This window comes from Acinetobacter sp. ANC 4173 (assembly GCF_004331255.1).
In the GTDB taxonomy this organism is placed as follows: Bacteria; Pseudomonadota; Gammaproteobacteria; order Pseudomonadales; family Moraxellaceae; genus Acinetobacter.
This window is the reverse complement of record NZ_SJOF01000006.1, coordinates 108,134-134,686: the sequence shown is the minus strand read 5'-3', so window position 1 is coordinate 134,686 and position 26,553 is coordinate 108,134. Positions and strand designations below refer to the sequence as shown.

32 protein-coding genes are annotated in these 26,553 nt (G+C 42.3%); 16 read left to right on the top strand and 16 right to left on the bottom strand.

Features of this window, described 5'->3' with window-relative positions; translation table 11 throughout:
• Positions 1-2: 2 nt before the first annotated feature.
• The 9 genes from E0H94_RS09085 to E0H94_RS09045 all read left to right on the top strand — a co-directional run bounded on the left by E0H94_RS09085 (position 3) and on the right by E0H94_RS09045 (position 7,637).
• Entirely contained in the window at positions 3-806 is an 804-nt protein-coding gene (locus tag E0H94_RS09085) for an NYN domain-containing protein (RefSeq protein WP_131326104.1), read from the top strand.
• A gap of 5 nt (positions 807-811) precedes the next feature.
• Positions 812-1,570, top strand: coding sequence for a hypothetical protein (locus E0H94_RS09080; protein WP_131326103.1), 759 nt, complete (start codon positions 812-814; stop codon positions 1,568-1,570).
• A 134-nt stretch (positions 1,571-1,704) separates the two neighbouring features.
• The gene (locus E0H94_RS09075) at positions 1,705-2,277 is read left to right on the top strand and encodes an HdeD family acid-resistance protein (RefSeq protein WP_131326102.1); all 573 of its coding nucleotides are present in this window, start codon (positions 1,705-1,707) and stop codon (positions 2,275-2,277) included.
• A gap of 93 nt (positions 2,278-2,370) precedes the next feature.
• The gene (locus E0H94_RS09070) at positions 2,371-3,513 is read left to right on the top strand and encodes a glycerate kinase (protein ID WP_131326101.1); all 1,143 of its coding nucleotides are present in this window, start codon (positions 2,371-2,373) and stop codon (positions 3,511-3,513) included.
• 404 nt (positions 3,514-3,917) lie between these two features.
• Positions 3,918-5,906, top strand: coding sequence for an ATP-dependent helicase (locus tag E0H94_RS09065; RefSeq protein ID WP_131326100.1), 1,989 nt, complete (start codon positions 3,918-3,920; stop codon positions 5,904-5,906).
• A gap of 98 nt (positions 5,907-6,004) precedes the next feature.
• Positions 6,005-6,265 carry an RNA recognition motif domain-containing protein gene (locus E0H94_RS09060; RefSeq protein ID WP_131326099.1) on the top strand — a complete coding sequence of 87 codons (261 nt, stop codon included), beginning with the start codon at positions 6,005-6,007 and terminating at the stop codon, positions 6,263-6,265.
• Positions 6,266-6,307: 42 nt separating this feature from the next.
• Positions 6,308-6,670: an ASCH domain-containing protein gene (locus tag E0H94_RS09055; RefSeq protein ID WP_131326098.1), complete on the top strand. Its 363-nt coding sequence runs from the start codon at positions 6,308-6,310 to the stop codon at positions 6,668-6,670.
• A gap of 75 nt (positions 6,671-6,745) precedes the next feature.
• Positions 6,746-7,249: a DUF6586 family protein gene (locus tag E0H94_RS09050; RefSeq protein ID WP_131326097.1), complete on the top strand. Its 504-nt coding sequence runs from the start codon at positions 6,746-6,748 to the stop codon at positions 7,247-7,249.
• Positions 7,250-7,358: 109 nt separating this feature from the next.
• Entirely contained in the window at positions 7,359-7,637 is a 279-nt protein-coding gene (locus E0H94_RS09045; protein ID WP_116758647.1) for a hypothetical protein, read from the top strand.
• Between the two features lie 64 nt (positions 7,638-7,701).
• Here E0H94_RS09045 and E0H94_RS09040 read toward each other — a convergent pair whose 3' ends face one another.
• From E0H94_RS09040 to E0H94_RS09025, 4 genes are all read right to left on the bottom strand, one after another.
• A complete protein-coding gene (locus tag E0H94_RS09040; protein WP_131326096.1) occupies positions 7,702-9,420 on the bottom strand; it encodes a cation:proton antiporter in 1,719 nt (572 codons plus the stop codon).
• 144 nt (positions 9,421-9,564) lie between these two features.
• Positions 9,565-9,720: a 50S ribosomal protein L33 gene (gene rpmG / locus E0H94_RS09035; RefSeq protein WP_003654787.1), complete on the bottom strand. Its 156-nt coding sequence runs from the start codon at positions 9,718-9,720 to the stop codon at positions 9,565-9,567.
• 12 nt (positions 9,721-9,732) lie between these two features.
• On the bottom strand, positions 9,733-9,969 hold the full coding sequence (gene rpmB / locus E0H94_RS09030; RefSeq protein WP_000048256.1) for a 50S ribosomal protein L28: 237 nt from the start codon (positions 9,967-9,969) through the stop codon (positions 9,733-9,735).
• Between the two features lie 161 nt (positions 9,970-10,130).
• Positions 10,131-11,579, bottom strand: a complete 1,449-nt coding sequence (locus tag E0H94_RS09025; RefSeq protein WP_131326095.1) for a coniferyl aldehyde dehydrogenase — start codon at positions 11,577-11,579, stop codon at positions 10,131-10,133.
• A 115-nt stretch (positions 11,580-11,694) separates the two neighbouring features.
• Here E0H94_RS09025 and E0H94_RS09020 point away from each other — a divergent pair, with 115 nt between their 5' ends.
• The 5 genes from E0H94_RS09020 (at position 11,695) to E0H94_RS09000 (ending at position 15,377) form a co-directional block, all read left to right on the top strand.
• On the top strand, positions 11,695-12,387 hold the full coding sequence (locus tag E0H94_RS09020; RefSeq protein WP_131326094.1) for a TetR/AcrR family transcriptional regulator: 693 nt from the start codon (positions 11,695-11,697) through the stop codon (positions 12,385-12,387).
• 81 nt (positions 12,388-12,468) lie between these two features.
• Positions 12,469-13,335 carry a formyltetrahydrofolate deformylase gene (gene purU / locus E0H94_RS09015; RefSeq protein ID WP_026440903.1) on the top strand — a complete coding sequence of 289 codons (867 nt, stop codon included), beginning with the start codon at positions 12,469-12,471 and terminating at the stop codon, positions 13,333-13,335.
• Between the two features lie 215 nt (positions 13,336-13,550).
• Positions 13,551-14,330: an energy transducer TonB gene (locus E0H94_RS09010; protein ID WP_131326093.1), complete on the top strand. Its 780-nt coding sequence runs from the start codon at positions 13,551-13,553 to the stop codon at positions 14,328-14,330.
• Positions 14,331-14,349: 19 nt separating this feature from the next.
• Entirely contained in the window at positions 14,350-14,973 is a 624-nt protein-coding gene (locus E0H94_RS09005) for a MotA/TolQ/ExbB proton channel family protein (protein ID WP_131326092.1), read from the top strand.
• The gene (locus E0H94_RS09000; protein WP_131263975.1) at positions 14,973-15,377 is read left to right on the top strand and encodes an ExbD/TolR family protein; all 405 of its coding nucleotides are present in this window, start codon (positions 14,973-14,975) and stop codon (positions 15,375-15,377) included. Before E0H94_RS09005 ends, E0H94_RS09000 begins: the two co-directional genes overlap by 1 nt.
• A 52-nt stretch (positions 15,378-15,429) precedes the next feature.
• On the opposite strand, the gene msrA is transcribed toward E0H94_RS09000, so the two are convergent.
• From msrA to thyA, 5 genes are all read right to left on the bottom strand, one after another.
• Positions 15,430-15,954, bottom strand: a complete 525-nt coding sequence (gene msrA / locus E0H94_RS08995; RefSeq protein WP_131326091.1) for a peptide-methionine (S)-S-oxide reductase MsrA — start codon at positions 15,952-15,954, stop codon at positions 15,430-15,432.
• Positions 15,955-16,070: 116 nt separating this feature from the next.
• Positions 16,071-16,526 carry an META domain-containing protein gene (locus E0H94_RS08990; protein ID WP_131326090.1) on the bottom strand — a complete coding sequence of 152 codons (456 nt, stop codon included), beginning with the start codon at positions 16,524-16,526 and terminating at the stop codon, positions 16,071-16,073.
• 110 nt (positions 16,527-16,636) lie between these two features.
• The gene (locus E0H94_RS08985) at positions 16,637-17,674 is read right to left on the bottom strand and encodes a DUF4105 domain-containing protein (protein ID WP_131326089.1); all 1,038 of its coding nucleotides are present in this window, start codon (positions 17,672-17,674) and stop codon (positions 16,637-16,639) included.
• Positions 17,675-17,697: 23 nt separating this feature from the next.
• A complete protein-coding gene (locus E0H94_RS08980; protein ID WP_131326088.1) occupies positions 17,698-18,210 on the bottom strand; it encodes a dihydrofolate reductase in 513 nt (170 codons plus the stop codon).
• 68 nt (positions 18,211-18,278) lie between these two features.
• Positions 18,279-19,121 carry a thymidylate synthase gene (gene thyA, locus E0H94_RS08975; RefSeq protein ID WP_131326087.1) on the bottom strand — a complete coding sequence of 281 codons (843 nt, stop codon included), beginning with the start codon at positions 19,119-19,121 and terminating at the stop codon, positions 18,279-18,281.
• Between the two features lie 341 nt (positions 19,122-19,462).
• Here thyA and E0H94_RS08970 point away from each other — a divergent pair, with 341 nt between their 5' ends.
• Complete coding sequence (locus E0H94_RS08970; protein ID WP_131326086.1) at positions 19,463-19,972, top strand: CHAP domain-containing protein; 510 nt, start codon at positions 19,463-19,465, stop codon at positions 19,970-19,972.
• A 97-nt stretch (positions 19,973-20,069) separates the two neighbouring features.
• Here E0H94_RS08970 and E0H94_RS08965 read toward each other — a convergent pair whose 3' ends face one another.
• The 3 genes from E0H94_RS08965 to lgt form a co-directional block, all read right to left on the bottom strand.
• Positions 20,070-20,441, bottom strand: a complete 372-nt coding sequence (locus tag E0H94_RS08965) for a hypothetical protein (RefSeq protein WP_131326085.1) — start codon at positions 20,439-20,441, stop codon at positions 20,070-20,072.
• An 8-nt stretch (positions 20,442-20,449) separates the two neighbouring features.
• Positions 20,450-20,824, bottom strand: a complete 375-nt coding sequence (locus E0H94_RS08960) for a hypothetical protein (RefSeq protein ID WP_131326084.1) — start codon at positions 20,822-20,824, stop codon at positions 20,450-20,452.
• Positions 20,825-20,917: 93 nt separating this feature from the next.
• The gene (gene lgt, locus E0H94_RS08955) at positions 20,918-21,730 is read right to left on the bottom strand and encodes a prolipoprotein diacylglyceryl transferase (RefSeq protein WP_131263966.1); all 813 of its coding nucleotides are present in this window, start codon (positions 21,728-21,730) and stop codon (positions 20,918-20,920) included.
• Positions 21,731-21,823: 93 nt separating this feature from the next.
• Here lgt and E0H94_RS08950 point away from each other — a divergent pair, with 93 nt between their 5' ends.
• Positions 21,824-22,618 (top strand): NRDE family protein, encoded by a 795-nt coding sequence (locus E0H94_RS08950; RefSeq protein ID WP_131326083.1) that lies wholly within the window; start codon positions 21,824-21,826, stop codon positions 22,616-22,618.
• Positions 22,619-22,656: 38 nt separating this feature from the next.
• On the opposite strand, the gene E0H94_RS08945 is transcribed toward E0H94_RS08950, so the two are convergent.
• The 4 genes from E0H94_RS08945 to E0H94_RS08930 all read right to left on the bottom strand — a co-directional run bounded on the left by E0H94_RS08945 (position 22,657) and on the right by E0H94_RS08930 (position 26,462).
• Entirely contained in the window at positions 22,657-24,831 is a 2,175-nt protein-coding gene (locus tag E0H94_RS08945) for a PhoX family protein (RefSeq protein WP_131326082.1), read from the bottom strand.
• Between the two features lie 156 nt (positions 24,832-24,987).
• On the bottom strand, positions 24,988-25,764 hold the full coding sequence (gene tatC / locus E0H94_RS08940; RefSeq protein WP_131326081.1) for a twin-arginine translocase subunit TatC: 777 nt from the start codon (positions 25,762-25,764) through the stop codon (positions 24,988-24,990).
• Complete coding sequence (gene tatB / locus E0H94_RS08935) at positions 25,761-26,225, bottom strand: Sec-independent protein translocase protein TatB (RefSeq protein ID WP_131326080.1); 465 nt, start codon at positions 26,223-26,225, stop codon at positions 25,761-25,763. The genes tatC and tatB overlap by 4 nt, the downstream gene beginning before the upstream one ends.
• A gap of 18 nt (positions 26,226-26,243) precedes the next feature.
• Positions 26,244-26,462: a Sec-independent protein translocase subunit TatA gene (locus tag E0H94_RS08930; RefSeq protein WP_131326079.1), complete on the bottom strand. Its 219-nt coding sequence runs from the start codon at positions 26,460-26,462 to the stop codon at positions 26,244-26,246.
• Positions 26,463-26,553 lie beyond the last annotated feature (91 nt).

Below are 26,553 nucleotides of genomic sequence, written 5' to 3'. Positions count from 1 at the left end.
TTGTGGATATTCAAACAAAGAAGTTTGCAGTACTAATTGATGCAGATAATTCATCGATTAGTGCTATTTCATTAGTATTAGAAGAAGTGGCTAAATATGGAATTGCAAGCGTAAAGCGTGTTTATGGGGATTGGAGTAGTGAAACATTAAAGAAATGGCGTGATGTTTTATTGCCTCATGCAATTACTCCCGTTCAGCAATTTGCCTACACAAAAGGTAAAGATGCAACGGATATGATTTTAATCATTGATGCAATGGACTTACTCTATGCTGGGGCATTAGATGGGTTTTGTATCGTGTCGAGTGACAGTGACTTTACACCTTTAGCCTCGCGTATTCGTGAAAATGGTTTAAGTGTCTATGGCTTTGGTAAGAAATCTACGCCGGAAGCATTTAAAAAGGCTTGTGATAAATTTGTCTTTGTTGAAAATTTGATTTCCGAGAGTGAGCTAAAAAATACTGAAGATTATGAAATTGTAAATCTTCAAGTAAAGAAGATATTAGATACCAATAAAATATCCGATGTAAAAGCTGTTTCTTCAGTTAAAGACACTACCACCACAGATATAATGGATCGTGCAACTTTAAATTTAATCTATAAAGCTGTGAAAGATAATGCAGATGAAAATGGATGGGCAAATTTGAGTATGGTTGGGCAATATATCAGTGCTGTAAAACCTGAATTTGATTCTCGTAATTATGGTAGAGCCAAATTATCAGGCTTAATTAAAACGCTTAATCTTTTTGAAACCAAAGTAGACATGAGCCAGATGTATTTAAGAAAAATGAAAAAGCAGAGTGCTTAAAATAAATGTGGAAAAAAATTAGAATCTTATGTTTATTGCTGATTTTGTTGATTGTGGCAGTAAACGCTTGGCGCGATCAAAATCAGAATTGGGATAAACCGATTATTGTATTGCTGCATCCTATTAATGCCGATGATCAAGCCAGTACGCAACAGTATATTCAACAATTATCTTTAGGTGATCTTGCGGCTGTGCAGCCTTATCTCCAGCAAATGTCAGCACATTATCGTGGTCAACCCATACACGTTTATTTAAATTTAGGGCGTGAATTAACCCAAAAACCACCTAAAGTGCCTGAGCAAGCGAATATTTTAGATATTATGCTCTGGAGTCTTAAATTCCGCTTTTATGATTGGCAACAGCATGAGCGCAGTGATGGGGCTTCTGCAGTTACGCTGTATTTAAATTATTACGATCCCGAACATACACATGAATTAAAACATTCAACGGCACTGGAAAAAGGGCGTATTGGTGCAGTGAATTTGTATGCCAGTAAAAAACAAAATGAGCAAAATCAAATTGTTCTGGTACATGAGCTATTACATGCCTTTGGTGCAACCGATAAATATGACGTTGCGACAGGACAACCGCTCTATCCTCAAGGTTATGCTGATCCGAAACAGCAGCCTTTATTCCCACAAGCCAAAGCAGAGTTAATGGCTGGGCACATTCCTGTTTCTGCACAGCAAAGTAAAATGCCAGATCATTTAGACGATACGATACTGAATGAAATTACGGCACTTGAAATTGGTTGGATTAAATAAGGCTGTGTATAAATTCGCTTTTATCCACAATGGGAGAACTTGTTGTGGATAAAAATGATGCAGATTGATAACAGATATTTGATGAAAAAAAGACCACAATAATTTTATTCCATTGTAAATACTTGAGAAAAAATATGAAAACAGTTGGAAATGATCTTATTCGTCATCAATTACATGAAAATCGGAAATGGTACTTGGCCTTAGGTGTACTCCTGACTTTATTTGGTCTGGTGTTGCTGGCTTCTTTACCGTTTGCCACGCTGTCCGCAGTTTATTTGTTTGGCCTATTCATGATGATGGGTGGGGTACTCCACTTCATTGCGGCTTTTAAAATCTTTGAAGGCGGCTATCGCTGGCTTTGGGCTGCATTTGCCATTTTCTATCTGATTGCGGGTTATTATGCCTTTACCACACCGATAAAAACCGCCATTGTACTGACCAGTTTCTTGGCCATCTTTTTGGTAATCGCAGGGATTGTACGGAGTATTCATGCCTTTATACTTAAGCCTTTGGCGGGTTGGGGCTGGACACTGTTCTCAGGAGTTCTTACCTTTATTACAGGGGGAGTTATCTTGATGTCACCGACAGCGCCATTTTGGGTGTTGGGTATGTTTTTAGCGATTGATATTCTATTCCAAGGCATCAACTACCTTACTTTGGCATCTTATATTAAGCATGAAGTACCCAAGAGTTCGGCTGATGTGTAGTACTAGGGCTGATTATGTTGATCAAGAGTGCTGTATGCACTCTTTTTTATTGCGTATGATCGGGTGTAATTAATCCTAAAAAACAGAACTGTTATGCCTAAAACATTTGTGCTTGCTCCAGATGCATTTAAAGAAAGTATAACTGCGCAACAGGCTTGCCAAGCCATGCAACGGGGCTTACAGCGTGTTTTTCCAGATGCTCAATATCTGCATGTCCCGATGGCAGATGGCGGTGAGGGAACGGTGGATGCTTTGGTTGCTGCTGCGCAAGGTGAGATGGTGAGCTGTACCGTGTCGGGTCCTTTCATAGAACAGAAAGTCGATACATATTTTGGCTTGATTGATGAAGGGCGAACCGCTGTGATTGAAATGGCCAAAGCCAATGGTATTCACTTGCTTGCACCTGTACAGCGTAATCCATTACGGACGACAACTTTCGGAACGGGGGAAATGATTCAGCTAGCTCTTGATCATGGGGTTAAAAAAATCATTATTGGACTCGGTGGCAGTGTCACCAATGATGCAGGCATGGGCATGGCCCGAGCGCTTGGTGTTCGATTTTTAGATGTAGAGGGGAACGAAGTTGCTCCGGGTGGTGGTCAATTACATCAGATTAGCCAGATTGATCTATCGGGCTTAGATGTACGATTGGCACAAGTTGAGATGCTGATTGCCAGTGATGTGAATAATCCGCTTTGTGGTGAACATGGCGCATCTTATGTATTTGCGCCACAGAAAGGGGCCAACCCAGCAATGGTTGAGCAACTGGAGCGAAATTTAGCGCATTTTGCTGACTTGGTTAAAGCACAGCTCCAGCTTGATTATGCCGACTTTGCAGGAGCCGGCGCCGCAGGTGGTTTGGGTTTTGGCTTAATGGCATTTGCGGGCGCAAACATCCGTTCAGGAGTGGAAATTGTGATAGAAGAAACAGGATTGGCTGAAAAAATTGAACGAGCAGATTACGTCTTTACAGGTGAAGGCGGCATAGATTTTCAAACCAAATTTGGCAAAACACCGTTTGGTGTGGCACAAGTGGCAAAACGACTGAATAAACCAGTGATTGCCTGTGCAGGCTATGTGGGTGAGGGCATAGAGCAACTCTATGCAGAAGGTTTTACTGCGATTTTGGGTATTATGGATGGTGCTTGTGATTTGCAAACAGCATTAGAAAATGCTGAGAAGAATTTGGAAAGAACTTGTCAGAATGTTGCTAGGATCTTAGCCCTAACGCCCTAACAACCACATTATTTTCAATAAATTTAAAGATTGTTGTGTAGGCAATGCCTTACTTTTTAAGGATGAAAAGTAACAAAAAATCCTTTGTTGGATTGAGGATATGTCTCTATCCCCCAATCCAGCGAATGGCAACCATGCTGGTTTGTCTCGTATCAAATTTTTTTGAAATTAAAAATTGGCATATCCGTCTGGATGGATTGTATAAATTAAATTCAGACATTTTGGTTGATTTAAATTGCTTTGGTTTAAAAAAAGCCCATTCTATTGTCGTTATTGATCTGTAAGGATTTATTTTGATTGGCTTATTTGTTGCAGATCAAACTATGCCATGATCATCAGGCTAAAATTCATAATTTATCTATAGCTCTGTTAAACTATTCATCTACCTAGCACGATGAGACACCATGAGTTTAGCCAGCCTAATTGATGAATTAAACCCGCAACAAAAACAAGCTGCCACGACTGAGTCGCAACACAGTCTGGTGCTCGCAGGGGCTGGCTGTGGCAAAACGAAAACCATTGTGGCACGTGCTGCCTATCTCATTGAGCAAGGGGTTCCTGCCAATCAAATTCAAATTTTAACATTTACTCGTCGTTCAGCCAGTGAAATTGTGGCACGGGTCGAGTTAGCTTTGGGTGAGCAAGCCAAAGGACTTCGCGCATCGACTTTTCATACTTTTTGTATGTACCTGCTGCGCCGTGTGCCGAAAGCCTTTGGTTTAGAGCAATTTTCGATTATTGATCGAGATGATCAACTGATGATGTTCCGTTTAATTCGCGGAAAAGATGACAAGAAAAATCCCAATCAGTTGCCTAAGCCCCAAGAGTTATGTGATCTCTATTCTTTTGCGCGCAATACCCGTCAGAAGTTGAGCGATGCTTTAGAAAAGCAACATCCTGAATATTTGGCATTTAAAGATCAAATTGCCAAGATCATGCAAGAGTATGAGTCACGTAAGCGTGCGCGTAGCTTTCTAGACTATGACGATATTCTGGCGATTGTCGCCTCAGCACTCGATCAGTCCGAGGGCTTGGTTGATTATGTGGCATCCATCTGTAAGCACATGCTGGTGGATGAGATGCAGGACACCAATCCCTTGCAATGGGCCTTGCTTGAACCGCTGAAAGAGCAAGTGAGTCTGTTCTGTGTGGGAGATGACGCGCAGTCCATTTATGGTTTTCGCGGGGCGGATTTTGAAAATATTCACCATTTTAAAGAGCGCGTGCCGAATGCCCAAGTGTTTAAATTGGAGCAAAACTATCGTTCCACCCAAGAAATTTTAGACCTCTCCAATTGGCTGCTCGATCAATCTGAGATTCAATATGACAAGCGTCTAGATGCTTATCGGGGGGAAGGTGTGAAACCCCGCATGCATATTTTCCCGAATGAATTTGATGAAGCCAAATGGATCGCGATTGATATTAAAGAGCGCCATTATTTGCAGGGGCAAAAATGGTCGGATCATATGGTGTTAGTGCGCTCAAGCTTTGCGGCGCGGCATATTGAAGCGGCGTGTATAGCGGCCAATGTTCCTTACCGTTTTATTGGCGGCATGAAATTGCTTGAAACTGCGCATGTGAAAGATTTGCTTAGTTTGCTACGGGTAATTGCCAATCCTTTAGATGATATTGCGTGGATGCGTTTTCTCACCTTGTGGAATGGGGTGGGTGATGTGGGGGCGAGTCGTTTGGCGCAACAACTGTTACTTGAACCCGAATTGGAACTGATTTTTAATCAATTAGAACAGTTTGGGCGCATTCCTGCTGAAACCTTATTGTTGATGAAACAGATGACGGTGCTGAAGCAAGACGTGCAAGCGTGTGTCAGTTTAGGGATTCAAGCCCTTGAAGCTCAATTGGCTGAGAACTACAAAAAAGACTGGAACCGTCGCCAAGGTGACTTTGAACTGGTCAAACAATTGGCGTCCAAACATGGGCAATTGAGTGAGTTTCTTGAGGAGTATGTACTTGATCCTGTCTCAATTTCTGAAATTGAACGCCAGTCCGATACAGATGTGGTGACCCTCATAACCATTCATTCTGCTAAAGGGACAGAACAGAAAGTGTGTTATGTCGCGAATGTGACGGCTGGGCAGTACCCACATGCACGTGCTCAGGGAGATTTTGATGCAGTTGAGGAAGAACGTCGGGTGCTCTATGTGGCACTGACTCGTGCGCAGAATGAACTTATTCTCACCAAGCAAAATCTGAATTTGTGGGCACGAGATGTGGTGGATGAACAAGGGCGTAAAGTCGACAGCTATTTCTTAAATGATCTCACCCGAAATTTATGTACCTTGGAAACGCATCATAAACCCCGCCAACAAACGGTTAAAAGTGCCTTAATTGAGCGGCAGTCGATTAATTTAGATTTTGGGATTAATCTCGATTAAACTAAGTGGATTCCAATGTTGTATTTGATGTGCAATGTTCAGAAAGTAGCGTAGGCGATTGCTTTTTGATGATTTTGCCTATTTTTGAAGGTTGTTAAATGAAAATTTTAGTTCGTAATTTAGAACGTACCGTGACAGAAGCTGAGTTACTGAAACTGTTTCAACAATATGGCACAGTAGAGACCTGTCAATTGGTGCTGGATGCCGAAACAGGTAAATCTAAAGGCTTTGCTTTTGTAGATATGCCGCATGGTCGTGAAGCTGTGAAAGCGATTAAAGCTTTAAATACCTTACGTTTACATGGGACAGGTATTCGTGTAAAGCAGGCGGAAAATAAGCCTGAGAAGCCAGAAGCATAAGTAAAGAGGAGCAATAGATGCTCCTTTTTTTATGGGAAAATAATGAGAAGAATTTATCCTGCTTTATCGATTGTTGCGCCATCGGGAACCTATATTGCTGAAGGGATAAAAACCTTGGAAATACGTTCATGGCGCCCCAAAGAGCTTCCTCTTAAAGATTTAATCATTGTTGAAAATACGCATTATCTGAATCAGTATGGAGATGAAGAATTAGGTCGAGCGGTTGCATGGGTGGATATTTCATCTGTTCATGCTTGGCAGAAAAGTGAGATTGAACAGGCTAAAGCGAGCTATTGGAAAGATGGCTATTGGGCTTGGATCATTGAAAATGTTAGGCCCATTTATCCTCCTGTGAATATGCCAGCTCGAAGAAAAATTTATTGGGTAGAATTGGATGCGGTGTAATTTTTTATTGTGTATTGAATTCAATTAAGTTTAATCTTAGAGCTGTAACACATGCCAAGAAATTAGGAAAATTGTATGTCCCGTGTAGCTCGCTTTCATGCCGACCGAACCAACCAGAAATTATATTTTGCACGTTTGTCGTGCCAGCAAGCAGAGCAAATCGATCATATTCAACAAGCTCAAGCTTGCCGTGAAGCTGCGGTTTTTCATTTACATGGTGCAGTGCTTGCATTCTTGCAGGAGTTGGTACGTTATTACCGTCTCAATGACTTTCAGCCAACATTGAAGTCCATTGAAGAACACATGGCTGCTAAGGGGCAGGTTTCTCCCGAAGTGGTGGTTATGCAGCAGCTCTCGAAAGATGGCTTTATTGCAGAACTGAAACGTGCTTATCGGATGTGTCAGTATGCGCCAGAACCAAGTGCGCCAGAACCAGAAGATGAAACGTCTTCCAACTTAATTATTAAGGTGACGCAATCGCCTCAGGCATGGTTGCCAGATACGAAAATTTTACGTGAGTGGCATCGTGATTTGAGTCAGTTGATTGATGGTTTTCGTAACGAAATGGTCGAATTTTAAGGAAAAGATGGCGAGTGCTTGAAGTTTAGATTTTTGACCCGATATTAATTAGTCTAAGCGATGCAAAGTGCAACAGGCCTTTGCCACCATGTTGAACATGGAGGAACATATGTCTATAGAGCAATTGAAAGAATTATTTGGGAATCAGGACGCGGTTCTAGAGTTGGTTCAACTTGAAGGTGGTGAGTTGGCGTTGCGAAATGCAGGCTCAGAAAAAGAACCTTTGGTCAAAATTCAGTTTAACGATGAAGTTAAAGCGTTATTGGGTGACCAAACCGCCGTGATTGCACAGCACATGATTCAGGCCGCTTTATTTAGCTTGCTTGAAAAACAAGTGAATGAATGGCAAGCCGAGGTTGTGGACGAAAAACCACAGTTTATGAGCTAATCTACATTGGCTAAAAAGCGCACATGAGGTGCGCTTTTTTTATGTTCAAGATTGAGAAAGATGCTTAATGGCTGGGGGCTTGATGATGTGCAATTTCAATTTGATTGAGAATATGATTGCTCATATTTTTCGCCATTTCTTCTTTGGCAAAATACACATCGCCAATGTTTTCTCTACGGATAACGTCAGCTTCTTGTTTGCTTTCTGCACAAATCAGCACCTGAATTTGCGGATTTAGAGTTTTGGCAATATCAACAATTTTATGGATATCAATAATATCCATAGGCGAAAGCACCAATAAGCGCGCATGTTGAATATGGGCTTGAATCAGTACTCCAGGTTCGGTTGCAACACCACAAACAGCAGCGATACCTTTTTCACGCAGATTTTCCACAATTTCACGGTTTTCTTCCGCAATCACCACTTTAATGTCTTCCGCCATAAGTGTTTTGGTAATGCGACGTCCGACTTCACCATGCCCGACAATGACCACCTGATCCCGTAAATAATCTTGTGAAACTTCATCGGGTAGCATCGCTAATGGGTCGCCACTGCGTTCTAGCAAGCGTGCCAGAGATGAGCGCTCACGAATCCAGTTTTGAATGGGTTCTATCGCAGAGAAAACAAAGGAGTTTAAGGTAATGGAAATGAGCGCACCTGCCAAAATCAAGTTTTGCCCTTCCAGAGAAAGTAGTTTTAACGATAGTCCTAGAGTGGCAAGAATAAAGGAGAACTCTCCAATTTGCGCCAAACTCGCGCCAACGGTAAGGGCGGTATTGATTGGATAGCGGAAAAACAGTACCAGTGCCATCGCAGCAATGGTTTTACCAACCATAATAATCGCAACGACTGCCAAAACATGTTCTGGTTGTTCCCATAAAATACGTGGATCAAACAGCATACCAACCGAAACGAAAAATAGAATCGAGAAGATTTCACGTAAAGGCAGGGTTTCTTCTTCGGCACGATGGCTAAAATCAGATTCTTTTACCACCATACCAGCAAAGAATGCGCCAAGAGCCATAGAAACGCCAAAGACTTTATAGGCACCAAATGCAATCGAAACGGCTGCGGCAACCACGGTCAGAGTGAAAAGCTCACGAGAACCCAAACGCGCAACCACTTGCATAATCATGGGCACTAAACGTTTACCCACAATCAGCATAAAGGCAATGAAACCTGCGACTTTTAATAATGTTAGCCCTAATGTGAGCCAAATATTATTATTGCCGCCATGAGCAGTCATGGACTCACCACCCAGCAATACCGCTGTTGCTGGTAATAGGACCAAAACCAAGACCATCACCAAGTCTTCAACCAAGAGCCAGCCTACCGCAATTTTGCCATTGACCGAATTGAGTAGACCGCGATCACCTAGAGCTTTGAGTAATACGACGGTACTGGCACAAGATAAACTCAGACCGAACACCAGAGCTGAACCAAAGCTCCAGCCCCAAAGCATGGAAACCCCAATACCTAATAGCGTTGCCACGGCAATTTGTAAAATGGCACCTGGTAGTGCAATCCGTCGAACTTGTAAAAGATCATTCAGCGAAAAGTGCATGCCGACCCCGAACATCAGAAACATGACGCCCAGTTCGGCAAGTTGGTTGGCCAGTTGAATGTCCGCAACAATTCCTGGGGTGTTCGGGCTAATAATAATGCCAGCAACTAAATACCCAATTAGAGGAGGGAGGCGTAAACGGGCAGCAAGATAACCAAAAATAAGTGCGAGCCCAAACCCAAAAGCCAGTAATATGATGAGATCTACATTATGCGGCACTAAAAACTCCTTAAACACGGGTTAAGGGTGAAAAGAAAATAAGCACAAAGAATGCCAAAAATTGTTTTAAGTTTATCAAGATGCATAAAAAAAATGCAAAAAAAAACGACCTAAGATTAGGTCGTTTTTTTAAAGAAACTAAAATTACTTGATTTTAGCTTCTTTGAAGATTACGTGTTGACGGATTTTTGGATCAAATTTTTTGATTTCCATTTTTTCCGGCATAGTACGTTTGTTCTTAGTCGTGGTATAGAAATAACCTGTACCCGCAGTAGAAACTAAGCGAATTTTATCACGCATGGTTCAGACTCCTTAGATCTTTTGACCTTGAGCACGTAGGTCAGCAACAACCTTCTCAATGCCCAATTTGTCGATAATACGCATACCTTTAGTGGTTAAACGAAGACGTACGAAACGTTTTTCGCTTTCTAACCAAAAACGGTGGTGATGCAGGTTCGGCTCGAACCGGCGTTTGGTTTTGTTATTGGCGTGCGAGACGTTGTTGCCAACGACTGGACGCTTGCCGGTAACTTGGCAAACCTTAGACATGGTGAACTCCATTGCTAGACAGCACCGATTGTGCGCTAGTCATTAAAAGTAAACGGATGAAATCATTCAAGGGGCGTTTTATAACAAAAATGCGCTTAAAAGACAAGCGATTTTTGATAAAACGGGACATGATCTGATGCGATAGATCATGCCTTGATCACTTAGCGAAGAAGAGTTTTCAAAATCAATTTGTGAATCGGCTTATTAAACGGTGGGAGGATGTATTTAAAGCTGTACAGCTTTGGATTCGACATCATAGACCGTTCATGCGACAAACTGAAGAAACCTTCTGGACCATGATACTTGCCCATTCCTGATGCACCAACGCCACCGAAGGGTAAATCGTCTTGTGCAACATGGGTTAATACCGTGTTTTGTCCAAAATGCCCTGAATGGGTACGCTGTGCGACATAATCTGCACGCGCCTGATCAAAGTCGAAGTAGTATAAAGCAAGTGGACGAGGACGGCTATTAATAAAGTCGATTACATCATCTATTTGATCATATTCCATGATCGGTAAAAGCGGACCAAAGATCTCATTTTGCATAATCTGCATGTTTGGCGTCACGCCTGCGACAATGGTTGGCGCAATTTTACGCACTTCGTGCAGGTCTTCATGCAGTGGGTTGATCGCTATAATTTGTGCACCATGCGCTTGAGCATCTTCCAGATAGCCTTGAATACGTCGGTATTGCTTGTCATTAATAATAGAGGTGTAATCCTGATTGTCTTTAAAATGCGGATACATTTCTAAAACGCAAGCTTGAAACTTTTCAATAAATTCCTGAGTTTTGCCTTTTGGCAGGAACATAAAATCTGGAGCCACACAGGTTTGACCTGCATTCCACAGTTTTCCTACAGCAATTCGCTGTGCGACATCCTCTAAATCAATTGATGGATGAACCAAGACTGGGGATTTACCCCCCAGTTCCAGAATTACAGGGACTAAGTTTTCCGATGCTGCTGCCATCACAGTCTTGCCAACATTGGTGGAGCCTGTAAATACAATTTTATCAAAAGCCAGATGGCTAAAGGCATCTGAAATGCTGCCACCACCATTAATCACTGCCACCAACTCTTGTGGGAAAATTTCAGATAAAGCCAGTTCAAGTACACGACCAAAATTACTGGATGAACTTGAAATTTTAATCATGGCATGGTTGCCAGCAGCCAAAGCACAAATGAGAGGGCCAACTGAGAGCAATAAAGGATAGTTCCAAGGCGCAATAATCCCGATGATGCCTAAAGGCTGATATTGCACCCAAGCTTTAGCAGGTTGATGGATGATTCCGACGTGTCGCTTAGAGGGCTTCATCCATTTTGCTAAATGCTTGCTATAATATTTAATCTGCTCTAAGCAAGTGAGTAATTCACCGATTTTGGTTTCGGCGATAGAACGGTTACCATAATCGAGGTTGATTGCTTCAGCGAATTGATCTTGGTACTTAACCAAGATACGCTTAAGCCGTGCTAAACGATCAATACGTTCCTTTGCTGTTGGTAAAGGATAACGTTGGTAAGCATGCTTTTGTTGTTCAAGTACGTCGTGTAAGTATTGAAGATCAAAAGCATGCGGTGTCATTGCTGTTGTTTTTGTTTGACTGTTCATGACGCGTTACCAGTTACATTAAAGCGGATAATTAATTTTTAGAGCAAATACTCTAAATAGTCAAGTCACTTACTGTGTTAGTTTTCTAACCCATTGAATATATGGTTACTTTAGGATGTCTCACTCCAAAACGGTGAAAACCAAAGAACGCATTTTGCAATTGAGTTTGCAGTTGTTTAATGAACGTGGTGAACGCTCGGTCACGACCAATCATATTGCTGCTGAATTGGGCATGAGCCCCGGCAATTTGTATTACCACTTTCGCAATAAAAACGAAATTATTAAAGAGTTGATGGAGCAGTACCAGAAAGAAACACTGGAAATGCTCGCACTACCGGATGATCGTGCTTTGGACGTAAATGACAAAATTAGTTATTTCCAAGTCTTAAGTAACCAGTTGTGGGCTTATCGCTTTTTGCATCGTGATGTTTATCACTTGGTTGAAAATAATGAAGATTTTCGCAAAATGTACCCACGTTTTGCGGGGCAGGTCATGCAACAAGGTCAGAAAATTTATCAGGCCTTTGTAGATGCGGGGCTAATGCAAATGACTCCTTCAGAAATTGAGGCTTTGGTCATTAATTTATGGATTGTGTTAACCAACTGGACCAACTTCTTATATATGTCGGGACACATCAGTGACTCTAACCATTTGGAAGAAAAATGGGTGTGGCAAGCCTTACGTCAAATGGTGTTCCTTGAAGGCGCTTATTTACGTGGCGAAAGCCGTGAAACCTATGAGCGATTACTGGAAAGTTTTGGTCCTTCTGAACTATTTGCCAGTCTCTCACTTGCGAAAAACAATTGAAGCTGAAACCAGCTATTTAGTCAGCGTGTAAAACGCGCTAGAATACTCGGCTTATTGAAATTAGGTGTAACAAGAACCAACATGAACATGACAACTGCCAACACAGCACGCTTACTGATTACTTGTGAAGATAAGCCAGGGATCGTGCAGGCTGTATCGAGCTTTTTGTATCATCAGGGAGCAAATATTACCGCACTTGATCAATACGCAACGGAAGCTTCGGGCGGGCGTTATTTCATGCGAGTTGAGTTCGAATTAGACCATTTGCAAACACGCAAAGAAAGCTTGATCCAAACTTTTGCGGTAAACGTTGCAGAGCGCTACGCCATGCAATGGCGTTTGACCTTGGTTAGCGATGTGAAAAAAGTGGGTATTTTAGTTTCTAAAGTTGACCATGCTTTGCTTGAGCTGTTATGGCGTCATGCACGTGGCGGCTTACCATGTGAAATCACGAAGGTTGTTTCGAATCATCCTGATTTACGTGAAGCGGTAGAAAACTTCGGTATTCCGTTTGAAGTGGTTCCAGTAACTAAAGAAAACAAACGTGAAGCCTACGCAAAAATTGATGAATTGATGCAAGGCAATGATTTGCTTGTTTTAGCGCGTTATATGCAAATTCTGGATGAAGAGTTTGTGAAGCACTGGGAAATGAAAATCATCAATATTCACCATTCTTTCTTACCTGCTTTTGTTGGCGCAAATCCATATAAACAAGCACATGAGAAAGGCGTGAAGCTGATTGGCGCTACGGCTCACTATGTGACGGCTGATTTAGACCAAGGGCCCATTATTGAGCAGGATGTTGAGCGTGTGAATCACGACTTTACTGTTGAGCAATTGCGTGAATTGGGGCAGGACGTTGAACGTAATGTTTTGGCACGTGCAGTAAAATGGCATTTAGAAGACCGTATTATTGTCGATGGCAATAAAACAGTTGTTTTCCAATAACTATTTTTAGCCTATACGAAAAAGGACCAGTTTTTTAACGGTCCTTTTTTATTTTGATTCAAAAAACTCATTAAAACAGTGAAATTAATAGTTGCAAATGAAAACACTTCTCATTTATTATTGCGATACTTTAATTGTACTAACCGATGAGCTTGATTGTTAAATCCACGATTAAAATGTCGTGAGCAGTCGCTTCTTTTAGGTCATAGATTCTAATGAGTCAAATTTCTACCCCCTCTATGCATATGCAAGCTCCTAATCCGATGAAAAAGAAAATCATCTCAGCCTTAATTGCAGTTGCCATTGGGCATGTTGGGGTATTGTGGGCGGTCAGCCAAATGAAAGCGCCTGAACTTCCTAAAGTGGAAAAAGAGCCATTAAAAGTACGATTTGTCAAAATTCAAGAACAACCAAAGCCTTTACCGCCAAAGCCGAAAGCTGAACCGAAAAAAGAACAGCCTAAGCCAAAGGAGGTAAAAGAGGTTAAAGTGGTGGAAAAACCTCAGCTACAACCGCCGAAGAAGGTGGAAAAAGTTCAACAAGTTAAAAAAGCAGAAACTGTCAAACCTGTCACACAGCCTACCGTACAACCGCAGAAACCAGCCGTGGTGAGTACCCCAGCGGTCGAAACCAAAGTGGTCAGTAAACCTGCACCAGTGGCTGAACCTGTTGCAGAAAAAGTAGCCCCTACGCCAACAACCAAAAGTGTTTCAATTGGTGGATCGGGTGTGCAATGGAGTCGTTCACCAAAGCCAAGTTATAGCAATAGTGACTTGAAGGGTGAAACGCGCAGCATCATCATTCTCATTGAAGCCGATGAGAAGGGCAAAATTACCAATGCGCGTGTGACCAAGTCGACAGGTGTTCCAGCTTTAGATGAAAAGATTTTACGCTCTGTGCGTAGTGCAAAATTCAAACCGTACAAGGAAAATGGTGTTGCTTACCCTATTCGAGCACAACAACCATTTGAATTGACATTGAATCCTAACGGCTAACTATTTTAGGAGTTCGAGTATGAACTTTTCAGTTTATTGGCAACATGCGGATGCAGTGAGTAAAACCCTGTATTTCGTATTATTGGCAATGTCTATCGCAACATGGACGATTTTTATTTTACGTCTGATGGGCACACGTCAACTTAAACAACAAGCACATGCTCAACTTGCAGCAGCATTAACCAAGCTGAAAGCAAAATTGGCACCTTTAAGTTTTGAACAGCGTAAAGCAGTTGCAGAACAAGCGCTATTGCGTCAAATTTCTATAGAAAAGGCCAATGCAGAAAAAGGTATATCGGTTTTAGGTACAATTGCTTCAATTGGCCCTTTCGTGGGTTTATTTGGTACGGTTTGGGGGATTTTCCACGCGCTCGTTGCTGTGGGTAAAAGTGGTCAAGCGGGCTTAGCTCAAGTGGCAACCCCTGTGGGTGAAGCACTGATCATGACGGGTTTAGGTTTGGCCGTTGCGATTCCTGCGGTATTGGCGTACAACATTTGTGTACGTGCCAACCGTACTTTGTCAAATGAATTGCAAGATCAAGCGCATAACTTATTGATTGACACCATGTTACAGCAAGAAACAACAACGCAAAAAGTTGAAGTGAAAGCGACACAACAAGGTTTAGTTGGAGGTCAAGCTTAATGGCTTTTCAATTGGGTGAAGACAACGATTCGGGCATGAATGAGATGAATCTCATTCCGCTCATCGATATTATGTTGGTATTGATGATCATCTTCTTGGTGACTGCAACCGTTGCCAACCCATCAATTCCATTAACCTTGCCAAAAACCACTGCGGATATTGTTAATCCACCACCTGAAGCAATTACAGTCAGTATTAATGCCAATGGTGAAGTGGCGTGGAATGACCAAATCATTAGTTTAGATGAGTTACAGACTCGTTTTAATGAGGCAGGTCAAGCCGCACAGAAGCCAACCGTACAGTTACGTGCAGATAAAGAATCACGCTATGATACTGTTGCACAAGTGATGTCACGTGCGAGTGAAGCCGGACTCAGTGATATTGCTTTTGTCAGTGAAAATTAAGCATCCCTGATGCGAAAAAAGCGACCATAGCGGTCGCTTTTTTATTCGCTATTTATTCGCTTTTGAGTAGGGACTGAAACTTACTGTGTAATTTCAGCAGTTTTGGCGGTATAGCGAAATTACAGTAACCTTGAGTCGGATTGCGAGCAAAGTAATTTTGGTGATACTCCTCGGCAGGGTAAAACTGTGGTGCAAGGGTCACTTCAGTGACAATATTGATGCCTTGGGCTTTTAATTCCTGAATGATTCGTTCTGCTACTTGTTGCTGCTCTGGGTTGAAGTAATAAATCACTGAGCGATATTGCGTACCAATATCATTGCCTTGACGGTTTAACGTGGTTGGGTCATGTGTAGCAAAAAATACTTCAAGCAATTGCGAGTATTGAATTTGGCTTTCATCGAAGTCGATTAGAATCACTTCGGCATGTCCTGTATCTCCTCGACAGATGTCTTCATAGCTTGGATTTTCAGTGATGCCACCTGCATAACCACTGACCACTCGAGTCACGCCTTTTAATGGAAGAAATACTGCTTCGACACACCAAAAGCAACCACCACCCAATAATGCTTGTTGCATGAATTTTTCCTCTTCTGAATATAAATGACCACGATAAGCGAATTTTGTGGCACACAGATGTAATGTTGGTTGTAAAAATGAAAAAGGTCTGTAATACAGACCCTGATCAACAAAAACTAACGCGGTTGTTTTGCTCTGGTAAATTCAATTAATAGATTGCCATGACGATCCAGTAACTTGAGCGTGTTGTTATACACTTGATAATTGGTCACGTTCGCTAGTGCGGTGTTGAATTGATTCGGCAGGGTATTATCAATACACGCCATTTTGGTCGAAGCCATTTGTGAAAATACCAGAGTGTCGCCTGTCGCCTGATAGCTTCCCATCAGACGGTTACAACCATCTGCACCAGAAACACGTTGAGTGGCTTCATCAAATTGAAGGCTTGGGATATTGCGTGCTGTCGGCGCAGTCTGAATCATTTGTGAGCCAATTTGCGTCACAATCCAAGTACGATTTTGCAGTTGCTGTAGCTGATTTATTTCACTGGTTGAAGGAGTAGACATAGTTTGACAGCCTGCAAAAAGCAATGCAGACCCGAGTAGGGCAACACTTAAAGTTTTTTTTAACATGTTGTATTTCCAGTTTTTTTAACTTTATTTTTAATTTATAAACAAACTGTGTTCAAATTTCTAGTTGAATATCGTATTTATTCTGACGTATTTGAGAGCGTGGTGAAAAATTAATGGCTCGGTAATCCTTGCCGAATGGCATTGGAATAGTTTTGGATTGAAGTTAAGGATTGCACTTTGGGGTTCACATGCGCCTGACGATACCATTCGTGCATACTGTAACTGTGTGAAATCGCATGTAAATCGTAGAGATAATTGGGTAAATAACCTGAAGCCAATAGACGATAATCCATAGGTAAGGGTTTTTGCGTAACTTCTTGAATCATGTCAAACACCAGCGTGGTGCAGTTACTGCTGAGCGTATTATACCATTTGGGTTGTTGCGCCAATTCACTGGCTTTGTTCAGGTATTCAAGAAACAGGGCTTGGCTTTGTGCTTTTGACATCTTGGTAGGGAAAAAATAGACCTGCTCATGGCGAATATTGCTACGGGTGTAAATAATGTCAGTTTCATTGGACGCCACTAAATTCAGTTCATATTTTCGAAAAAATCCCCCGATTGCGGAAAATTCTTCGCCTTTTTCTTTGCGAATTTCGATGGAAAATGTAAGCGGGGCGGTATCGGAAAAATCAAAACTGACCAAAGTATGGGCAATCTGCGGACCTGTCCAATAGGAGGTAATAATGTTTACCCCTGTAATTTGATTTAAATCTAAAACTCGCGTTTGCCATGCAGCGCTATAACTACCATCGGCATGCCAGTGAAAGTCTCGAACATTGTGCAAAGTAACTTGATGCCCGCTAATTTGATAACTCAGCAAACGAGAAACTTCGGGATTCCAATCACGGTCTTGTCGAGCTTCTAAGCCAAAGTACCATCCTAATGCCAATATAAAGCCAAACATATACAGCAGAATATCTTTATTGCGACTGATGAGGTGCTGGCTAAAATAAATGCCTAAGATGCTGAGTGAAAAGCAGGCCCACGCTAAAATTAGGGCATAGGTCACAACAGCATGAATAGGTTGTTGAATCCAGAGTGCAAGGCATAGCCAAATTGAAGATAACAGTACAAACAGGCTGAAAATACAGTGGATCAACCATTGCAGCGTTTTCAACAACAATGTACCTGATCCTTTTTGCTGCATACTCAGCCACTCATTTTGAACAGTTATTTGGTATAGGTTGCAAACTCAAACACGATCCCAGTATTTTCATCTTGTTGTTTTTCTGAGCTTACTTTTTTAAATTCGGCTGGAATTTCAGGATAATATGCATCACCTTGTACATCAAGTTCAACGTGGGTCAATTCCAGACGGTCTGTAATAGTCATGGTTTGTTTAAAGATTTCACCCCCACCGATAATAAAGATGCTCTCAGGTTTTTCTGAGGCTTGTACATCTACAACGGCTTGGCTCAGTGCATCTTCAATACTGTAAGCCACCTTTGTGCCTTCAAAAGACCAGTTTGGATCACGGGTAATGACCCAATTGACACGCTTGGGTAAGGTCCGTCCCATCGACTCTAAGGTTTTACGACCCATCACCACCACACCACCTTGAGTGATGGCTTTAAAATGCTTGAGATCGGCTGGAATATGCCAAGGTAAATCATTGGCTTTGCCGATACAGCGTTGCTGATCCATTGCCACGACATGCACAACTTCTAAATTCTGGAATGTCATTAATCACTAACCTGTCGAAATATTTGGAAAAAAGATGCCTTCTATGCAGAAAGCATCCTGCCTGAAGCTTAAACGGCAACAGGGGCTTTAATGCCTGGGTGTGACTCATAGCCGACAATTTCAATGTCTTCAAATTTGAAATCAAAGATATCTTGAATCTCAGGGTTCAGTTTTAATTGACACAGGCTTAAAGGTTCACGGCTCAGTTGTAGTTTGGCTTGTTCAAAATGGTTGGCATAGAGGTGCGTATCACCCCCAGTCCAAACAAAATCGCCAACACCTAAACCACACACTTGCGCCACCATATGCGTCAGTAAGGCATAGCTGGCAATGTTAAATGGCACGCCTAAGAACACATCGGCACTACGTTGATATAACTGGCAAGATAATTTGCCATCTTGGACAAAGAACTGGAACAGGGTATGGCATGGTGGTAATGCCACTTGTCCTGCTTCTTGTGGATTCCAACCCGACACAATTAAGCGGCGTGAATTGGGATTGGTTTTAATTTCATTGATCAACCATGAAATTTGGTCAAAACCATCTTGCGCATACAGTCCATTTTCAAGTTTGGTTGCACCAAAGTTACGCCATTGATGGCCATAAACAGGACCCAATTCAGCTTCAGGGCGACCAAAGCGAGCAGTTTGTTCTGCGGTTGCCCATTCATCCCAAATGCTGACTTTATTGTCTTGTAGATACTTTACGTTGGTATCCCCTTTAAGGAACCACAACAATTCAATCACAATTGAACGAAAATGAACTTTTTTGGTGGTCAGTAAAGGGAAGCCTTGATTCAGGTCAAAACGCATTTGATGACCGAATACCGAGCGCGTACCTGTACCAGTACGGTCGCCTTTATCACCACCGTGATCGAGGATGTGTTGTAGTAGGTCTAAATACGTCTTCATAAAACTCTCAAATAAGCCTTTGGGCAAGCAAATCTGTCACGGATTAGCTTAATCTTCCCAATATAAATTCTAAAATATGGTGATGATTATACCCAAAATAAGGTAGAAACGATAAAAATGTAGAGCAAACGACAAATCATACAGTTTTGAGATTTGATTAAAATTTAACCAAAAAGATAATGAGAATCTATTGCATAAACGTCGTAAAAATAAGCAATTAGCAACGCTTTGTTTACATATTTATATTTTTTTACATTTTACGCCTGAAAAATTAAATTTCACGGGCTACTATCAGCGTTCGAAGATTTGTGTGTCTGATGTAAGAAGTTAGAGGTTTAAAGATGATTTATGATGTTAATACGGGTATGAGTGATGTTCATGCTCCTGCCGAAACACAAATCATTATTCGTTCCAATGCGCAACAAAAACCTGATAATAAACGCATGAACACAGAGCGCAGTCGTAATTATACTTCGAACAATGCACAGCGTATTGATATTGACAAATTTACCCAGAAACTCAGTAATATTACGCGTCGTACCAGTACCCAGAAATGTGCCAAAAGCATTCGTCTTGCGTTGCAGTCTGCTGGAGCCAATGTTCAAAACCATCCAGTTGCTGCCGCAGATTGGGGCAATACGCTAGAGCGACTAGGTTACCGTCGTATTAGTCCATCCTTTGACCAGCCTAAAAAAGGTGATATCTATATTATTGACCGTACTAAAGGTCATACTTATGGGCATATTGCAGGTTATTCTGGTTCAGGTTGGGTTTCTGATTTTAAACAAACAGGTTATGCCGTTTATAAAAATGCCAATGTGCAATATAGTTATTACCGTTTAGATCATTAAACTAAACTGTAATAAGCAGATAAAAAGACCGTTTATTTAAGATAGATAAACGGTCTTTTTATGTAAAGGATATGCGATCCAATATTCGTGAGTAACGCTAAGCATGGCGTTTGGCACGGTTGCTATAAATTGAAACCAAAAACAGTCCAAGAGCATGAAAGCCAATACATTGTAACCACAGCACCCATTTATGCTGTTCTGGTAATACGTAGGTTAAGCTTAACAGTGCAAACAGTTGGAAAATATAAATTCCATTGCGAAGCGTGATTCGATAAGGGGGGGAAGCTGCCAACTTGAGAAATTGAGTAAACAGGACATGAATCAAAACGCCCAATACTAGACTTAACCCCACCCAGAGTGGTGCAAGTTCAGCAATGCGAGAACAGAAATAAATACTGATACATACGCCAATACTACAGATGAGTCTGATTTCACGGGAGCAGCGTTCGGAATACCAAAATTCGAGCATCAGTGGGTTTAATCCTGCTTATGTTGATTGAGCAGTGATAGCGGCGAAAATAGGCAGATGGACAATGCCATAAAGCCAATACCTTGCGCGCCAGGAATTAGAATATCCCCTGATTTAAGATGCATAAAGATCAGTGCTAAAAGCAGTGCCAATGGAATCCAGGTGAATAAACGATACAGAAGCCCAGTAGGATTAGCGCTAGCGAAGTGGATTTTACAATAACGACAGATCAGAAACACAATCCCTGTTCCCATGAACGTTAAAATTGCATCGAGTGTTAAGGGTTGTATCCAATACAACCCCGCGGTCACTAAGCCAATCAGAACAAATAGTGCCAGTTTTTTGAATACAGCGATTTGGGGATCAAACCAGAATTCGAGCATAAATTTTAAGAGGGAGGTAGCAAGAGAATTTAAACTTTAGCACATGCTAGAGCACGACGCACGGATCGTACTCTAGTGTAAAGAAGTACAGAATTAATTATTTTTAAGTGGTCCCCAATCATAGACTTTCTTCTGGTAGGCATACCAGAGCATCCAGATACCAATCAGAATCATCGGAATAGTTAAGAATTGACCTTTACTCATCCACGCAATAAATAATTGACCATTGTCAGGTTCGCGGAAGAACTCGACCACAAAGCGTGCAATTCCATAACCAATTAGGAACAGTGCAGATACCGCCATACGAGGACGCGGTTTAGAGCTGAACCACCACAGGACAATAAACAGAATCAGCCCTTCACATAGCGCTTGGTAAAGCTGAGAGGGGTGGCGAACCAGTTGTAGCGGGTCGGTCGGGAAAATCATCCCCAGTGCAAAGTTAGGGTCAGAGACAGGTCGTCCATACAGTTCACCGCCAATAAAGTTACCAATACGGCCAAACATCAAGCCCGTTGGAACACAGGGGGCAATAAAGTCTAAGGTCTGGAACCACGTCATTTGATACTTTTTGCACCAGAGTAACATGGCAATCATGACCCCAAGAAAACCACCGTGGAAACTCATTCCGCCAGTCCAGACTTGGAATAACCACAAGGGATTGGCAAGAAATTGTTCAAAGCCATAAAAGAACACATAACCGACACGCCCACCAATCACGACCCCAAGCGCGCCATAAAAAATCAGATCAGAGACCATATCTGAGGTCCAGCCTGTTCTGAGTTTGGCACGATACGTGGCAAGTCCCCATGCAAAAAGGAAAGCCAATAAGTACATCAGTCCATACCAATGGACTTGTAAGGGACCCAATGAAATCGCAATTGGGTCAATATTTGGATAGGTGAGCATTCCTGTTCCTAGTCATTATGTTTTGTAGAGATTTTAGCGGAATACAATGAAAAATGTTGTACATTCAATGTGTAAAGATATAGAGCAAAATTTATGTGTATTGTGGCACTCGCATGGCATATTTTAGAGCAAACGCCGTTATGCCTAATTTCAAACCGAGATGAGTTCTATCATCGTCCTACGCAAGCCTTATCTACATGGTCAGACAGCCCCGTCATAGCAGGCAAAGATCTGCAATCGGGTGGGACGTGGATGGGGATAACGCCAACAGGTCGTTGGGCGATTGTGACCAATTTTCGTGATGGACGAGATCAGCAGAGCTATCCAACTTCACGTGGGCATTTAGTACAAGATTTTTTAGAATCGGATTTGGCACCGATTCGCTTTGCAAAACAGCTAGAACAGCAACAACGGGAATATGCCGGCTTTAATTTGTTTTTGGGAGATCGGGAGCAAGCGATTTATATGAGTAATCGCGGTGAAGCACCGCAAGTGCTCGCCAAAGGCGTGTATGTGGTCTCGAATGGCTTGATGACAGAGCATTGGGAAAAAACTCGGCATTTGCGCAAACGCTTTACCCAAGAATTATTGCCGATGCTGCAACGTGGACAAAGTTCTGAGGCGGAGCTGCAATATGCCGTATGGGATATTCTGGAAGATGAGCGCAAAATTATTCCTGAGCTTTTACCAGATACAGGGATTAGCCCTGAAATGGAAGCACTATTGTCCTCCACCTTTATTCAGAGCCCTGCCTATGGAACCCGTTGCTCTAATTTTCTGAGAATGAGTAACAGTGGTTGGGACTGGATGGAAAAGTCACAACAAGGCGAACTACAAGGACAGATCGTGCAAATACACTCGCCTTTCATGGGCTGTGAAGACGCATAAAAAATGCCGACATTATGTCGGCATTTTTTAGTTTTGGATTATGCACCCGCGATGACACCGCCATCTTTACGGGTAATGACAACTGTTGCAGAGCGTGGACGTGCCGTGCTGTTGCTCGGGGTGGTTTGTGTTGCTGGCCAATGGCTGGTTGCTGCATCATAGCTAGCCGAATCTTCACCCGGGTGCTGTACATTAATGAAGATGGCTTTGTAATCAGGTGTCATGGCAATCCCTGTAATTTCGCACTCTTTGGGTCCGACCAAGAAACGACGTAAGGTCTTATCCGTGACTTGAGCGCCCGCAATGGTGGCTTGACCATTGATGGCTGTGGTTGCTGCACCATCTCCAATTTGTCCAGGCAACGCGGCCAACATCATGCAGTTGGTGACGTCTGTATAGGCACCATCATCGGTTTGAATCCACAGTACACCACGTGGGTCAAACCACATGCCATCTGGTGAAGACAAATCATTATTATCGGTCAAGCCTGACAAGTTGATGTTGGCAGCCATAGCAGCTTCCGAACCAAATAGGTAGATGTCCCACGTGAAGGTTGTCGCTGTGGTTTTATTGTCGGTTTCTTTAAAGCGAATAATGTGACCATTGACGTTCCCGTTACCACCTTCTGGGTCGCTATAGTTACGTGGATTGGCTGCATCTGTTGGGTAGTCAAGTCCACGCTTCGAGTTGTTGGTTAAGGTAACGTAAACTTCACCATTCACCGGGTTCACGGTTGCCCACTCAGGGCGGTCCATTTTGGTTGCACCCACCGCATCGGCTGCAAGGCGAGCAAAAGTCACAACATCGGCTTGTGAGTTAAATGGATAGACGATATTGGATGCATCTAGGCCATTTTTACCATGTGTGAGTTCAATCCATTCACCTGAACCATCACTGTTGAATTTGGCGACATATAAGGTGCCGTTATTCATGTATTTGTCACCAGCAATATAACCACCATTGACATCTGTGTTGTCCCAGTTGGCAGTGGAAACAAATTTATAGATGTATTCGCCGCGTGAATCGTCACCCATATAGAAGGCTAAAGGTTCACCTTGTACTGCACGGCAAGCACTGTCTTCATGGGCAAAACGACCTAGAGACGTACGTTTTACAGGGTTTTGACCACGGTCAAAAGGATCAATTTCGACCATCCAACCAAAAGTGTTCGGTCCATTACGATAGTCTGCTGTCGCCTGATCTGCCACAACACTGGCATTCCAACGGTCATACAGATCTTGCGATTCAAGTTGTCCGAGTGCAGTTTCCCAGCCATAACGTGAGCTTGAACCTGCTTTTAGACCATAACGTTTCAGTGCCACAATTTCGGCTGCAGTACGGTTGGCATCATCCATTGCATTACGGGCAAAATAACCAATGAAGTTTTCTTCTGTGGTGAGGTAGGTGCCCCAAGGGGTATAGCCATTACCACAGTTGTTGTGTGTACCGCGAGTTTGCTTGCCCGCAGGAGAGAACTTAGTTTTGACCCAATCTGAACTTGCTGCGGCACCCGCAAAATCCATCACTGTTGATGCCGTAATACGACGGTTAAAGAGTGAGTTTTTCACAATCTCAACTTTTTGTGTAGCGCTGTCTTTTTTAATATGCACAACCGATACACCATGTGCATTGGTTTCACGAATGACTTCGTCTTCTGGGCGGCGACCGTCGACTTTAGTGGCACCTGTAGGATGCAGGAACGTTTGGTTGATATATTCGTGGTTCATCACCAACAAACCTTCAGTCGACACTGTGTCATCAAATCTGCTGCTACTGCTTAAACCAAAATAGTGCATACCGTCATGGCAGTCTCCAGAACGGAACTGGAAGCTTGGACCTGAAGGAATATTATTGTCATCCCAATCGGCATAGCTTGGATTGATCGAGTCGCCAAGTGCATACAGGACAGTCGCTTGATAGCCTTCTGGTACAGTCACAATATCATCTAAGTTTTTATTCACCACAGAGAAGGTGAGTTCTGTTGGTTTTTTATTCGGATCTACAGGTGTGGTTGGCGATGTTGCATTATCGTTATCATCGTCACTACACGCAGTCAATGACGATGCCAATGCGAGTGCGACAGCACCACTTGCAGTTTTACCAATGAGGCTGCGGCGAGTCATACGCTGTTCTAAAATGTCACGGAAGTGAGCATTATCAGAGGTATTATTATCTAGTTCTTGATCTTCATGATATGGCATCAAATCGGTCATGATTTTTCCTAATTCATCAATAAGTTATAAAGTTGTCATTAACTTAGGGAATTAATGTGACAAGACTTTTACCAAATAGTGAAAATCTGGTGAAAAAATGAAGTCATTTTGATGAAAAAAAGCAGACCGAAGTCTGCTGAGTTAAACCGATTGCCTTTATGCCATACTTCTTTTCTTTTCAATCAGTTTGCCAAAAAATAAGCCCAGCTCGAACAGGATCCACATGGGAACTGCCAGCATAATCATTGATAAGGCATCGGGGGGTGTGACGAACATGGAAACGAAGAAACATCCAACCACAATAAAACGCCGTTTTTCCACCAACTGCTGTGTGGATACCAAGCCAATCAAAATCAGCAATAAGGTAATCACTGGAATTTCAAAAGTCAGACCAAAGACCAGAAATAGTTTTAAGCAAAAGGTGAGATAGCTATTGATATCCGTCATGGGTGCAACCGTTTCAGGAGTTACACTCATAAAGAAATGCAAGATTGAGGGCAAAGCCACATAGTAGGCAAAGGCCGTTCCTGCATAGAATAAACCAATGCTACCGACCAATAAGGGCAGTGCGAGCGTTTTTTCTTTTTCATACAGCGCAGGTTTAATAAATGCCCAGATTTGATAAAAAATAAACGGCATGGCCAGCATCAGCGCCACAAAAAAGTTCAGCTTAAAAGGTGCCATAAAGGTTGCAGTGACATCTGTCGCAATCATGGACGATGAAATAGGTAACTGCGCACGCAATGGCTCGGACATGAGCTGATAGGTATGATTGGCAAAAGGCAGTAGGCAAAAAAATAGCACAATCAATAAACCGACAACTTTGAACAAATGCTGTCTTAATGCAACCAGATGTTTGGTGATTGGCATTTCTTCTAGTGGCGCTTGGGCTTGCTGTAATGTACTGGGCAAGCGACTGGATTCTATATTCATACCGCCACCTTTAATTCGGGTAGTTGCTCGAGACAATCCACTACAGAAGCCCCCATTTTATTCGTACAAGGCATGGCCGAAGGTAATGGAGGTCGATACAGCATTGAATATTTTTGCTGGGTAAGTGGAATATAAGTCAAAAATAGATTCTTATTTTCGGTAACGCTGTTTTGCTGTTGTTGTTCAATCGCGCTATGGTTTTGTTGTTGTAATTCCTGCATCTGAGCCTGCATTTTAAGCTCAAGCTCTTGAATACGTTTCATCTCATTTTGCATTTGTTCACGTAGTTCAGACATGCGTAATTCACGGTCTATATCATTTTGTACATTGCTAATCATGCGTTTGAATTTAGCGTACCATTTAGCTGCAAAACGTGCCGCTTCAGGCAGTTTATCTGGCCCCAGCACCAATAATGCAATGATGCCGAAGGTCAACAGTTCAGTCATTCCAATATTGAGCATAGGGTAAATACCTGTGGCTTATGATCGTGTGGATGATTTAACTTCAGCCGTACTGGGATGTTCTAAAGTACGTGGTTCATTGAGTGAGGAGGTTGTCTCATCTTCTTTAACCGACTTTTTAAAATCTTTGATGGCACCGCCGACATCTTTGCCTAAATTTTTCAGTTTAGACGTACCAAACAGTAAGATCACAACAATTGCAAAAATCAACACATGCCAAATCGATAAACCCGCCATCTTCATTTCCTCTTTTTTATTTATGCCATATCTCAACAGCTCAACATGACAGCGGTGTGACGATAGGATTGCAATTTCAAGACAGTAGATT